At 72.1% G+C, this 12125-nt stretch carries 11 protein-coding genes; 8 read left to right on the top strand and 3 right to left on the bottom strand.

Features of this window, described 5'->3' with window-relative positions:
• Positions 1 to 49: 49 nt before the first annotated feature.
• Genes allB through CRYAR_RS06220 form a run of 3 tightly spaced genes read left to right on the top strand, consistent with a single transcriptional unit; the run spans position 50 to position 2926 of the window.
• Positions 50 to 1378, top strand: a complete 1329-nt coding sequence (gene allB / locus CRYAR_RS06230; protein WP_035860958.1) for an allantoinase AllB — start codon at positions 50 to 52, stop codon at positions 1376 to 1378.
• Positions 1375 to 2475 (top strand): allantoicase, encoded by a 1101-nt coding sequence (gene alc, locus CRYAR_RS06225; RefSeq protein WP_063725669.1) that lies wholly within the window; start codon positions 1375 to 1377, stop codon positions 2473 to 2475. Before allB ends, alc begins: the two co-directional genes overlap by 4 nt.
• Positions 2441 to 2926 (top strand): DinB family protein, encoded by a 486-nt coding sequence (locus CRYAR_RS06220; RefSeq protein ID WP_051569823.1) that lies wholly within the window; start codon positions 2441 to 2443, stop codon positions 2924 to 2926. The genes alc and CRYAR_RS06220 overlap by 35 nt, the downstream gene beginning before the upstream one ends.
• Here CRYAR_RS06220 and CRYAR_RS06215 read toward each other — a convergent pair.
• A complete protein-coding gene (locus CRYAR_RS06215; protein ID WP_063725877.1) occupies positions 2923 to 4374 on the bottom strand; it encodes a helix-turn-helix domain-containing protein in 1452 nt (483 codons plus the stop codon). The two genes, CRYAR_RS06220 and CRYAR_RS06215, sit on opposite strands and share 4 nt — an antisense overlap.
• 145 nt (positions 4375 to 4519) lie before the next feature.
• Here CRYAR_RS06215 and uraD point away from each other — a divergent pair, with 145 nt between their 5' ends.
• Genes uraD through CRYAR_RS06195 form a run of 4 tightly spaced genes read left to right on the top strand, consistent with a single transcriptional unit; the run spans position 4520 to position 7489 of the window.
• On the top strand, positions 4520 to 5011 hold the full coding sequence (gene uraD / locus CRYAR_RS06210) for a 2-oxo-4-hydroxy-4-carboxy-5-ureidoimidazoline decarboxylase (RefSeq protein ID WP_211247286.1): 492 nt from the start codon (positions 4520 to 4522) through the stop codon (positions 5009 to 5011).
• On the top strand, positions 5008 to 5319 hold the full coding sequence (gene uraH, locus CRYAR_RS06205) for a hydroxyisourate hydrolase (RefSeq protein ID WP_035849003.1): 312 nt from the start codon (positions 5008 to 5010) through the stop codon (positions 5317 to 5319). Before uraD ends, uraH begins: the two co-directional genes overlap by 4 nt.
• Positions 5320 to 5321: 2 nt before the next feature.
• Positions 5322 to 6146, top strand: a complete 825-nt coding sequence (gene pucL / locus CRYAR_RS06200; protein WP_035849001.1) for a factor-independent urate hydroxylase — start codon at positions 5322 to 5324, stop codon at positions 6144 to 6146.
• The gene (locus CRYAR_RS06195) at positions 6143 to 7489 is read left to right on the top strand and encodes an 8-oxoguanine deaminase (protein ID WP_035848999.1); all 1347 of its coding nucleotides are present in this window, start codon (positions 6143 to 6145) and stop codon (positions 7487 to 7489) included. Before pucL ends, CRYAR_RS06195 begins: the two co-directional genes overlap by 4 nt.
• 59 nt (positions 7490 to 7548) lie before the next feature.
• On the opposite strand, the gene CRYAR_RS06190 is transcribed toward CRYAR_RS06195, so the two are convergent.
• Positions 7549 to 8205, bottom strand: coding sequence for a cutinase family protein (locus tag CRYAR_RS06190; RefSeq protein WP_035848997.1), 657 nt, complete (start codon positions 8203 to 8205; stop codon positions 7549 to 7551).
• A gap of 212 nt (positions 8206 to 8417) precedes the next feature.
• Here CRYAR_RS06190 and CRYAR_RS06185 point away from each other — a divergent pair, with 212 nt between their 5' ends.
• Entirely contained in the window at positions 8418 to 11363 is a 2946-nt protein-coding gene (locus tag CRYAR_RS06185; protein ID WP_051569821.1) for an NACHT domain-containing protein, read from the top strand.
• On the opposite strand, the gene CRYAR_RS06180 is transcribed toward CRYAR_RS06185, so the two are convergent.
• Complete coding sequence (locus tag CRYAR_RS06180; RefSeq protein ID WP_169745003.1) at positions 11360 to 11935, bottom strand: Uma2 family endonuclease; 576 nt, start codon at positions 11933 to 11935, stop codon at positions 11360 to 11362. The two genes, CRYAR_RS06185 and CRYAR_RS06180, sit on opposite strands and share 4 nt — an antisense overlap.
• Positions 11936 to 12125 lie beyond the last annotated feature (190 nt).

Below are 12125 nucleotides of genomic sequence, written 5' to 3'. Positions count from 1 at the left end.
CCCCGGCAGCGCGGCCGGAACCAACCGCACCAGAGAGGTGGCCCAGGTGTTGGATGTGGTGATCCGCGCGCGGCGGGTGGTGACCGCGACCGGCGAGGTCGACCGGGCGATCGGGGTGGCCGGCGGCCGGATCGCGGCGATCGAGCCGTTCGACGCCGACCTCAGCGCGGCCGAGGAGCACACGCTCCCCGACGAGCACGTGCTCCTGCCCGGCGTCGTCGACACGCACGTGCACGTCAACGAGCCCGGCCGCACCGAGTGGGAGGGCTTCGCCACCGCGACGCGCGCGGCGATCGCCGGCGGCGTCACGACGATCGTCGACATGCCGTTGAACAGCATTCCGCCGACGACGGACGCGGCCGCGCTGGAGGTCAAGCGCAAGGCCGCGACCGGGCAGGTGTACTGCGACGTCGGTTTCTGGGGTGGCGTCGTACCGGGCAACGGCCCCGATCGGCGTGGGCTCCACGACAACGGGGTCTTCGGCTTCAAGTGCTTCCTGCTGCACTCCGGCGTCGACGAGTTCCCTCCGGTCGACGCCGCGCAGCTGGAAGAGGCGTTGAAAGCACTGCACTCGTTCGACGCGCTGCTGATCGTCCACGCGGAGGACTCCCAGGCCATCGACCGGGCCCCCACCGCCCACGGCGAGCGGTACGCCGACTTCCTGGCCAGCCGCCCCCGAGGCGCCGAGAACGTGGCGATCGCGCAGGTGATCGAGCTGGCCCGGTGGACGGGCGCTCGCGTCCACATCTTGCATCTGAGCAGTTCGGACGCGCTTCCGATGCTCGAATCCGCCCGCCGGGACGGCGTCCGGATCACCGCGGAGACCTGCCCGCACTACCTGAGCTTCACCGCGGAAGCGGTGCCCGACGGCGCGACGCAGTACAAGTGCTGTCCTCCGATCCGGGAGGCGAGCAACCGCGAGCTGCTGTGGGAAGGGCTCCGCCGGGGTGTCATCGACTGCGTCGTCTCCGACCACTCCCCCTGCACACCGGACCTGAAGCGCTTCGACATCGGTGATTTCGGGGTGGCGTGGGGCGGGATCGCGTCGGTCGAGGTGGGCCTGTCGGCGATCTGGTCGGAGGCGCGCGCGCGGGGGTTCACGCTCGCCGACGTGGCCCGGTGGATGTCGCAGCGACCGGCGGAGATCGCCGGCCTGCGGCACAAGGGCCGGATCGCGCTGGGCTACGACGCCGACTTCGCCGTGTTCGAGCCCGACGCCGGCCGGGTGATCGACCCGGAACGACTGCACCACAAGCACCCGGTGACGCCGTACGCGTTCCGTCCGCTGGCCGGGCTCGTCCGCGAGACGTGGCTGCGGGGGCAACGGGTGTCTGGCGACGAACCGACAGGTCAACTCCTGGCCAGGGGGACGGCGTGATCGATCTGGCGGTGCGCTCGCTCGGCGGGGCCGTGATCGCGGCCAACGACGAGACGTTCGCGGAGAAGGAGAACCTGATCCGGCCGGACGTCCCGCTGTTCCAGCCGCACACGTTCGGCCACAAGGGACAGATCTACGACGGGTGGGAGACCCGCAGGCGACGGAGCCCCGGCCACGACTGGGCGATCGTGCGGCTGGGTGCGCCGGGGTTCGTGCGTCAGGTCGTCGTCGACACCGCGCACTTCACCGGCAACTACCCCGAGGAGTGCTGGCTGGAGGGCCGGTACGTCAACGGGTACGCGACCCTCGACGACGACGGCTGGACGCCGCTCACCGGGCGCCTGCCGCTGACCGGGGACTCCGCCAACACGTTCGACGTCCCCGACGGGCCGCTGGTGACGCACGTGCGGCTGAACATCGCCCCGGACGGCGGCGTGGCCCGGCTGCGTGTGCTCGGCGACGCCGTACCCGATCCCCGGCGGCTGGCCGGTGTCCCGCTGGACCTGGCCGCGCTGGAGAACGGCGGGCGGGTCGAGGACTGCAGCAACCGCTTCTACTCCCCCGCCGACAACGTGCTGCTGCCCGGCCAGGCCCAGACGATGGGGCAGGGCTGGGAGACCCGGCGCCGCCGCGGCGAGGGCAACGACTGGCTGCTGATCCGGCTCGCCGGGCCGGGTCACGTCCGGCAGCTGGTCGTCGACACGACGCACTTCGTGGGGAACGCGCCGGGCGCGGTGCGGGTGCGTGCGGTGGACGCCGAGCGGCACGACCCGCTCGGGGACGAGGGCTGGGTGGAGTTGCTGGAACGGCAGGCCCTGCTCCCGGACACCCCGCACTGGTTCGCCACCGACCCCGGCGTGCGGGCCACCCATCTGCGGGTGGACGTGTTCCCGGACGGCGGGCTCGCCCGGGTTCGCGCCTTCGGGCAACTGACGTCGGACGGGTGGGACGCGCTGGTCTCACGCTGGCGGGCCGGCCTGCCCGAGGCCCTCCGGGACGCGCTCGACGACACCTGGGAGAAACACACCATTCACCGGCCGGTTGCACCCCACAATGACTCCCATGACGGACCGCAGGGCTCCCTTCATCGTCGGTGACGAACGTACGACTCTGCTCTCGTTCCTCGCCTACCTTCGGCAATCCATCGTCCGCAAAGTCGAAGACCTGTCCGAGGACGAAGCCCGGCGCGCGATCACGCCGTCCGGGTGGACCCTCGCCGGGCTGGTCAAGCATCTGACCGTCTCCGAGCGCTACTGGTTCCGGCACGTCTGGGCCGGTGAGCCCGGTGCCGAGTGGGACCGGCACAGCTGGGACGTCCCCGCCGACGTGTCCGTCGACCAGCTCGTCGACGACTACCGGGAGGCGTGGAAGGAGTCCGACCGGCTGATCGAGGCCGCGCCGAACTTCGACGTGCCGTGCGCGGAGGAACACCGCAACCACCGGATGTCGCTGCGGTGGGTGATCGTGCACATGATCGAGGAGACCGCGCGGCACGCAGGCCACGCGGACATCTCACGCGAGCACATCGACGGGTCCACCGGCCGTTAGCCGAGCCGTAGCGCCAGGAAGAGATCGACCCGGTCGTCGAGGCGGCTCAGGTTCCGGTTCGTCAGTTGCTCCACCTTGGCGATCCGGTACCTGACCGTGTTCACGTGCAGGTGGAGCACCTCGGCGCAGCGGCTCCACGAACCGGCGTGGTCGAGGAACGCGGTGAGCGTCGCGACCAGCTCGGCGTCGTGCGCGCTGTCGTAGGCGAGCACGGGGCCGAGCACGCGGTTGCGGTAGGCGCGCCGCACCTCGTCCGGGACGCTGCCGAGCAGCAGCATGTGCGAGTCGATCTCGTCCGCGGTGACGACGGCGGCCGGTTCGGCGCGCGCGGCGGCCAGGCCGGCCGCGTGCCTGGCCTCCTCCAGCGCGGCGAAGAGCGCGGGTCCGGCGGGGACGGTGCCGCTCAGGCCGGTCGGTAGCCGCAGGTCACCGAGGCCGGACCGGACGGCCGCGAACCCGGCCTTCAGCACGTCGGCCAGCTGGTCCCCGGCGCGGGGCACGACGGCCAGCGTGGCCCCGTCGCGGTACCCGACGACCGGGTCGGGCACCGCGGTGCGGAGGATCTCGTCGACGAGCGTGGTGGCCTTTCCCGCGCTGACCAGGATCTTCACCGGTGTACCGGGGGCGATGCCGGCCACCCGCAGCTCCGCCGACGCGTCCTGGCCAGCGGTCAGCGCCCGCAGGACCTGGTCGGCCAGGCGTCGCTCGGCCCGTCGCCCGGCGTCGACCCGGGCCCGTTCCAGCGCGACCAGACCGGCCAGTTCCTCGGCGAGCGCGGTCGCGTCGGCGTTTCCCGGCTCGGCCGGGCAGGCCACGAACCAGCTGACCGTGCGGTGCCGGTCGGGCGCGTCGGCGGCGAGCAGCCGGATCTTCCCGACCGCGGTCGGCAGCCTCGGCGCGGCGAGGAAAGCCCTGGTCAGTTCGGTCTGCTCGGGCGGCGCCGCCCCCGCGATGACCCCGGCCACCGGGCTCAGCACCACGCACGGTTCGCCGAGTTCGGCCGCGGCGACGTCGAGCAGCCGGTTCAACCCCGCGCGCCCCGCCAGCACCGCCAGCAACCGCCGGCCGACCGGGCGGGCCGGCCGGCCCTCGGCCAGCACCCGCCGCGTGATCTCGGCGAACGACACCGACGCCGGCACCGCGAACAGCGGCAGCCCACGCTTCCGGCAGGCGTCGACGAGCAGGTCGGGAACACCGTCGAGGGCCGCCTCACCGGCGCCGAGCGCGGCGGCTCCGCCCACCACGACCGCGTCCACGAACGTCTCGACCGCCTCCGGGGACCACCACACCAGGCCGGTGAGCACCAGCTCGCCACCGGCCAGGTACCGCCCGGGGTCCGGCAGGTCGGTCGTGTAGACGTCCACGATCGTCCGGCTGTCGGCACCCGGCGGCAGGACCAGCGGGCGCAGGCCCAGGTCCGCGGTTCCGAGCAGGTCCCCCAACAGCACCTGACGCACCTCCTTGGAGGAACCTACAAGCTCCCCGACACCCAGCTCGCGCGGGTTGGAGCGCGCCCGTCTGTCGCGTCAGCGGCCGGAGTGGCAGAGTTCGCCACACGCGTACCACAGAACTTGGGGGGCACCGTTGACCAGCGTGGACGCCTTCAACGACGCCGACGCCGACACCGCCGCGGCGCTACTGCACCCCTGTTGCGCGTCCACGGCCTGGGCGAAGGCGATCGTGGCGGGGCGTCCCTACCCGGGGCTGGACGCGGTGATCGCCGCGTCGGACCCGGTGGTGAAGGGCCTGAGCTGGGCCGACGTGGAGGAAGCCCTGGCCGCGCACCCGCGGATCGGCGACCGGCCGAAGGTCGCGGCCACGACCGAGAAGCGCTGGTCGCAGGGCGAGCAGGCCGGGGTCGCGGACGCCGATCAGGAGGTGCTCGCCGCGCTGGCCGACGGCAACGCCGCCTACGAGGCCCGCTTCGGGCACGTGTACCTGGTGTGCGCGTCGGGGAAGTCGGCCGAGGAGTTGCTGGGCATCCTGCAGGACCGGCTGGACAACGACCCGGCGCACGAACACGACGTGGTGCGCGGCGAGCTCGCCGCGATCACCCGGCTGCGACTGGCGAAGCTGTTCTCATGAGCCTGTCGACGCACGTCCTGGACGCGGTGCACGGCCGGCCGGCCACCGGGCTGCGGGTCACCTGGCACTCCGGGTCCGCGGTCGTCACCAGGGAGACCGACGCCGACGGGCGGGTCCCGTCGTTCGGCGACACCGCCCCGGGTGTCCACCGGCTCGTGTTCGCCACCGGGCCCTGGTTCGAAGCGCGAGGTCAGCGCACGTTCTACCCGGAAGTGTCAGTGGTGTTCGAGATAGTCGACGCCGACGCGCACCACCACGTGCCGCTGCTGCTGTCCCCGTTCGCCTACTCCACCTATCGAGGGAGTTGACCGTGACGTTCACGCTCGGGCCGAACCAGTACGGCAAGGCCGGTGTGCGGTTGGTGACCGTCGACCGGTCGAGCGATCGGCACGTCGTCACGGACCTCACGGTCGCCAGCGCGCTCTCCGGTGATCTCGAGGGTACGCATCTCACCGGCGACAACAGCGCGGTGCTGGCCACCGACACCCAGAAGAACACCGTCTACGCGCTCGCCCGCGAGTTCGGCGTCGGTGAGCCGGAGGCGTTCGGGCTGCGGCTCGGGCGGCATTTCGTCGCCACCCAGGAGCCGATCCGCCGGGCACGGATCACGATCGAGCAGCACCAGTGGGAGCGGTTCGGCGAGCACTCGTTCGCGCGTTCCGGGGCGGAGACCCGGCGGGCGCGAGTGATCGTGACCGAGGACGAGACGCGGGTGTCGTCCGGGCTCGGCGATCTCACGCTGCTGAACACGACCGATTCGGAGTTCCACGGCTTCCCCCGCGACTCGTACACGACACTTCCGGAGACCACCGAGCGGATGCTCGCCACGTCGGTGGAGGCCTGGTGGGACCACGGCTCCTCCGACGTGGGCTGGGGCCGGGCCTACACCGATGCGCGGGCGGCCCTGCTCGCGGCGTTCGCCGAGACCTACAGCTACTCGTTGCAGCAGACGCTCTTCGCGATGGGGTCGCGGGTGCTCACCGACTGTCCCTCGGTGGACGAGGTGCGGCTCGCGCTCCCCAACAAGCACCACCACCTCGTCGACCTGACGCCGTTCGGCCTCGACAACCCCGACCAGGTGTACGTCGCCCCCACCGAGCCCTACGGGCTGATCGAGGGCACGGTGCGCCGATGACGACGGTGATCGAAGGCTGCGCGGTCGCGACCGTCGACGCCGCGGGCACCGAACATCGGAGCGGGCACGTCGTGGTGTCCGACGGGGTCGTCGTGGCCGTCGGCGCCGGTCCGGCCCCCGCCCACGCCGACGCCGAACGCGTGGACGCCACCGGCTGCCTGGCCACTCCGGGCCTGGTCAACACCCACCACCACCTCTACCAGTGGGCCACCAGGGCGGTCTCGGTCGACGACGGGCTGTTCAGGTGGCTGCAGACGCTCTATCCGATCTGGGCGGGCATCACCGAGGACACCGTGGGGGCGGCGGCCCGGGCCGGGCTGGCGCGGCTGGCGCTCACCGGGTGCACGACGTCCACCGATCACCACTACGTCTTCCCGGCCTCCGGCGGTGACGTGCTCGGGGCGACGATCTCCGCCGCCGCCGACGTCGGGCTGCGGTTCCACCCGACGCGCGGATCGATGGATCTGAGCGTGAAGGACGGCGGGTTGCCGCCCGACTCGGTCGTGCAGCCGCTCGACGCGATCCTGGCGGCCGTCGACGCCGCGGTCTCGAAGTGGCACGACCCGTCGCCCGGCGCGATGGTGCGCGTCGCGGCCGCGCCGTGCTCGCCGTTCTCGGTGACCCGCGATCTGATGCGCGAGTCGGCGGCCCAGGCCCGCGCGCTGGGGATCCGGCTGCACACGCACCTCGCGGAGACGCACGACGAGGACGAGTACTGCCGGGAGAAGTTCGGGATGACGCCGGTCGAGTACCTGGCCGACGTGGACTGGCTCGGCCCCGACGTCTGGCTCGCCCACGGCGTGCACCTGTCCAACGCGGACGTCGTCACGGTGGCCGGTGCGGGTACCGGGGTGGCGCACTGTCCGAGCTCCAACGCCCGGCTGGGGTCGGGCATCGCGCCGGTCGCGTCGCTGCTCGCGGCGGGCGGCCCGCTCGGGCTGGGCGTCGACGGCGCGGCCTCGCAGGAGAACGGCGGCATGTCCGACGAGCTGCGCCAGGCGCTGTTCGCCGCGCGCCTGCGGTACGGGCCGTCCGGGCTCACCGCCCGCGACGCCCTGCGGATCGCGACGATCGGCGGGGCCCGCTGTCTGGGTCGTCAGGACGAGATCGGATCGCTGGAGGTCGGGAAGCGGGCCGACGTCGCGCTGTGGCGAGTGGACGGTCCGTTCCACTCCGACGTCGTCGACCCGATCGATGCCCTGGTCTACGCGTCGCCGCCCCCGCTGGCGCGGCTCTACGTCGAGGGCCGCGAGATCGTGCGCGACGAGCGGTTGCTGACCGTCGACGTCGGGGCCGCGGGCGCTGACCTGCGTCGCGCGGCCCGGGCACTCGCGGCCCGCTGACACCCCCGCGGCCCGGGGCCGGCCGCCGGCCGGCCCCGGGCCGGCGGCCGGAGCTTCTCCTAGGTGGTCCTCACCAGGTTGGCGGCGAACTGGGCGGCGCGGGTCACCGAGCCGTCGAACGCGTACCGCAGGTGGGCGGCCGCGTTGGCGCCGTTGCCACAGACCGGGTCGCCGGTCGCGCAGATGTCGATCGCTTTCCGGCCGTACAACTGACTCGCGGAATTGATCGTCTGCCGGGAGAGCCGGAGCGGATTACCGAACACGGTCACCGCTTTGATCCGCGGCGCGAGGTTCTCCGGAATCGTTCCGCCCCGCCCGAGCGTGGTGCGAATTCCGATCGCGATATCGGTGACGCTCGCACCCTGCGAATAACCGCCGATCACGAACTCGGTGTCCGGGCACCGCGCCGCCACCTCGGTGATGTGGTCGCTCATGTCGGTCGCGCCGGGACCGGCACTGGTCTGGCTGACGTTCGCGGCGTAGTCGACGGCGTACGAGTCGACGGTCAGCCCGGGCAACTGCTGCTGCACCGCGCTGACCAGCGGCCGGCCGAGAATGCCGAGCCCCGGAGCCTCCGTGCTCCCTCGGGCGAACACGACCTGCACGTCGGAGCAGGCGGCGGTGGCCGGTGATGCGGCGAACGCGATTCCGGTGAGACCGGTCGCGGTCAGCGCGACCGCGGTGACGACACGGCGAACCGTGAGTAAGACGGACATTGGCTGAGTGGCCCCTCAGGAGATGAATGGGACCGGATCAACCTAGGTCGCGACGGCGCCATCGGGGATCGGCAAGATCACCGGCGTCGGCCTTAATTCGCGTTAATCAATTCCTAGTTAACCGAACGCATTCGCTCCGCGGTACTCCTGAACCATGTCACCGTTTCTCCACTGTCGACAATGGCCGTGACCGAACCGATACGCTGCCGGGCATGTGGACGGAGCCCGCGCTCACGTACCGGGGGGCGTTGAGCATCCTCGGTAAGTACGACCGTCCGATCTTCGACCGGCTCGAACGGCTGGTGTCGGTCTCGGTGCTCGGCGGGGGTCTGCTCGAGCTCGTCGACCCGAAGAACGACGGCGTCCGCCTGCTCCGCGGTTTCCTGGACGGCGTCCACGGCACGCTGCTCGGGGTTTCCGGTTACGACCGGCTGCAGTTGATCGCGGCGGCGCACACCACCGTGGTCGTGTCGTCGTTCTTCGAGGCGCTGCAGGCGCAACTCGGGCCGAGCTACGACGAGCTGGAGTTCACCGACGCGGAGAAGGTCCGGCTCGCGACCGGCCGGGTCGAGCAGCCGCGTCTCGACGCGCTGTCCCAGGCCCCGGTGCCGATCCCCGGGCCACGGTTCGGGTTCCGGGAGAACCTCGACGAGCGGCTGGTGCCGTACTACGCGCGGCTGGCCGCGGACTGCGCGGCGTTCGTCTGCGGGCTGGCCCGGGCCGTCACGCTCGATCAGGCCGACCTCGTGCGGCGCGCGGTGGCCACCTACGAGGCGACGTTCGTCCGCCTCGCCGCGGACGTGCCCGAGTTCGGCTTCTGGCTCGTGCTCGGCGAGTCGTCCGAGACGCGGCGCGAGGTGCGAACGTGGGGCGGCGAGCTGGTCGCGGCGACCGGGCGGCGCTTCGACGTGGTCGAGGAGCTGTTGTCGCGGCTGGTCACCGGGGGCGCGCCGCCCTCGCTGGAGGTGCTCGGCGCGCTGCACCGGAGCGTCCTGGCCCGGCCTGTGCTCGGTGACCCCGCCGTGGACGCCGTCGCCACGCTGCCCACCGTTGAGCAGGCGTACATCGCGCCGTCCCTGCGGGTCGCCGAAGCCGACCGGGCCTCGTCGCCCGCGGACCCGCGCTGGTGGGCCGACCAGCGGCTGGTCTCGTCGCCGGAGTTGTTCTTCGCCGACTACCTGACCTCGCCGTCGAGCGTCAGCGTGCCGTTGCTGGTGCTCGGGCTCCCCGGGGCCGGCAAGTCGATGCTCACGCAGATGCTCGCCGCGCGGTTACCGGTGGCCGGCTGGACCGCCGTGCGGGTGCCGCTGCGCCGGGTGCGTGCCGACGCGCCGATCGCGACGCAGATCCAGGAGGCGCTCGACCTCGCGACGCACGGCCGGATCGGGTGGGCCCAGCTGGTGGAGGACGCCGCGGCCGCCGGGACGACCCGCGTCGTCGTGCTCGACGGCCTGGACGAGCTGATGCAGGCCAGCGGGGTGTCGCAGTCGCGGTACCTGTACGAGGTCGCGGAGTTCCAGGCGGTCGAGGCGGCGTTGGGACGCCCGGTGGCCGTCGTGGTCACGTCCCGGACGGTGATGGCCGATCGAGTGGTGATCCCGCCCGGAACGCTCGTCGTCCGGCTCGAGAGTTTCTCCGACGAGCAGGTGGCGCAGTGGCTCAGCGTGTGGAACGGGCTGAACGCCGGGTCGCCGGGGTTCCGCGCGCTGTCCTCGGTGCCGCCCGCGCTGGCCGAGTTGGGGCGGCAACCGCTGTTGCTGCTGCTCATCGCGCTCTACACCGCGGACCCGTCGGCGCCGTCGCTGGACTCCGGCGTCACCACCGCGGTGCTGTACGAGCGGCTCGTCACGCACTTCCTGCGCCGGGAGGCCCTGAAAGAGCCGCGCGCCGACGTCGAGCGGTTCGTCGCCGAGCGGCGCTGGCCGCTGACGCTGGCGGCGTTCGCGATGCTCAACCGCGGCCGGACCTACGTCACCGAGCCCGAACTCGGAGCCGACCTGGCCGCGTTCCTCGGCACGTCGCCGGAGCCGGTCGACCACATCGTCCGGACCGTGGGCCGGTTCTTCTTCGTGCACGCCTCCGTGGTCGACGCCACCCACGGGCTACCGGCCACCTACGAGTTCCTGCACTCGACGTTCGGCGAGTACCTGGTGGCCTCCCACCTGGCCGCGCAACTGCGGTTGACGGCCCGCCGGCCCGGGCCGGGTGGGCCGCCGGACAGCGACCGGCTCCGCGCCCTGCTCTCCCACGTTCCGCTGGTGACGTTCCCGCGGGTGCTGGAGTTCTTCACCGAGGCCGCCGCCGAGGTGCTGCCGGCGTTGGTCGCCGACGCCCGGCGCACGCTGACGCCGTGGACGCCCGCCGCCTACAACCCCTCGGGCCGCGACGTTCTCGACCACTACGCGATCTACACGCTGAACCTCGTGTCGCTGGGGTCGGATCGGCGGGTTCCCCTCGCCGACCTCGCCCCGGCCGGGACCGACGCGGTGGCGTGGTGGCGCTCGCTGGTGCGGCAATGGCGGGCGGCGCTCGACGACGAGGCCTGGCTGGCCGTGGTCGGCACGTTGACGGTGCGGCCCGGCTGGGTGCTCGAACGGGCGTCGTCCCGGGCCCATCTCGGCACCGCGCCCGCGAACTGGCTGGCCCGCGGTGAGGCCCGCCTGCTCGGCGACGTGCGTCTCGACGCGCTCGTCGGAGCGGGCGCCGCCGCCTGGCGCGGCACGGTGCCGACCGACACCGAAGCCGCGGTGGTCTTCGCCGGTCTGGTCGAGATGCAACTCCACGGCGTCATCCACCCGCGGGTGGTCCGCGCCGCGGTGGCGCTGGACGACCGTCTCCCGCCGCCGGCTTTCGACGTGCTCCTCACGCTCGTGACCCGGGTGGCGACGCTGCTCGCGCAGGGCCGATCGGAGCGGGGGTCGGTCGAGCACGGGATCGTGCTGGCCCTGATCGACGCGCGGACGGTTCTCGCCCAGGATCTCCGGGCCGTGGCGCGGATCCGGGACACGGACACCGGGCCGTCCGCCGAGGCGGTGATGGCCGGGTACGCGTTGGACGTTCGTTTGTTGCCGTGGGACGAGCCGACGGACTGGAACGAGCTCGCCTCATCGGTGCTGGCACTGGCCCGGCGCCGGATCGCGGGCCGGCCCCCCGCTTAGCGCAGGGTGTCGAGGTCGATCGTGACCCGGAACGGGACTTCGGTGGTGAAGGTGCCGGTGGTCACGGTCTGCACGGTCTCGGCGCCACCGTCCGGCGTCAGCCGGTACTCGACCACCCGCGGCCCCTCCTCGATGCGCCACATCGCCGGAATTCCCAACTCGGCGTACTGCCGCGGTTTCGCCTCCCGGTCGATCCTCGTCGAGGATCGCGACTCGACTTCTACGACCAGGAGCACCACGTCCGGCGGGGCGAAGGGTCGTTTCTCGTCACGGAGGTGCTTCGGAGCCACGAGGACATCGGGCGCGAGTGAACGCCGGACTTCTCCGTGGTCGATCCAACGGATCTCCGAATCCGGATAGGCCCACTGGCCGGCCGGAGCTGCACCTACCAGCTTGTTACGCACGACAGCGATCACGTCGTTGTGCCAGAGAGAGGGGCGGGGATTCACTATCAGGTTCCCGTCGACGATTTCGGTCCGGAAGGGAACGTCAGCCCGTAGAGCGTCGAGGTCCGCCTCGGTCCACACGCCGTCCGGCGGCATGGGAATCCGAAAGCGTGGCTCCGCGCTCACGACAGCCTCCTCGACCCGACCTCGCGCGGTCGTAACGCCGCGCACCGCATCGTCGAGAGGGAGGCTATCTGGATCCACCGGCTGCGCTCGCATAGCGACACTCTGACACACGTGCCAATGAGCTTTCAATACGCCGGTGAACACGTGTCGGCGGGGCAAAACATGCTGGTAACACGGCGCGGTTACGCTG

It is taken from the genome of Cryptosporangium arvum DSM 44712 (assembly GCF_000585375.1).
In the GTDB taxonomy this organism is placed as follows: Bacteria; Actinomycetota; Actinomycetes; order Mycobacteriales; family Cryptosporangiaceae; genus Cryptosporangium; species Cryptosporangium arvum.
Note: the sequence above shows the minus strand (reverse complement) of the source record. Positions and strands in the feature narration are given on the sequence as shown.

Bases quoted from the DNA above. Each gene is read 5' to 3' on its own strand.
- CRYAR_RS06220 (WP_051569823.1), top strand. From the start codon at position 2,441: ATGACGGACCGCAGGGCTCCCTTCATCGTCGGTGACGAACGTACGACT.
- uraH (WP_035849003.1), top strand. From the start codon at position 5,008: ATGAGCCTGTCGACGCACGTCCTGGACGCGGTGCACGGCCGGCCGGCC.
- CRYAR_RS06195 (WP_035848999.1), top strand. From the start codon at position 6,143: ATGACGACGGTGATCGAAGGCTGCGCGGTCGCGACCGTCGACGCCGCG.
- CRYAR_RS06190 (WP_035848997.1), bottom strand. From the start codon at position 8,205: ATGTCCGTCTTACTCACGGTTCGCCGTGTCGTCACCGCGGTCGCGCTG.
- CRYAR_RS06185 (WP_051569821.1), top strand. From the start codon at position 8,418: ATGTGGACGGAGCCCGCGCTCACGTACCGGGGGGCGTTGAGCATCCTC.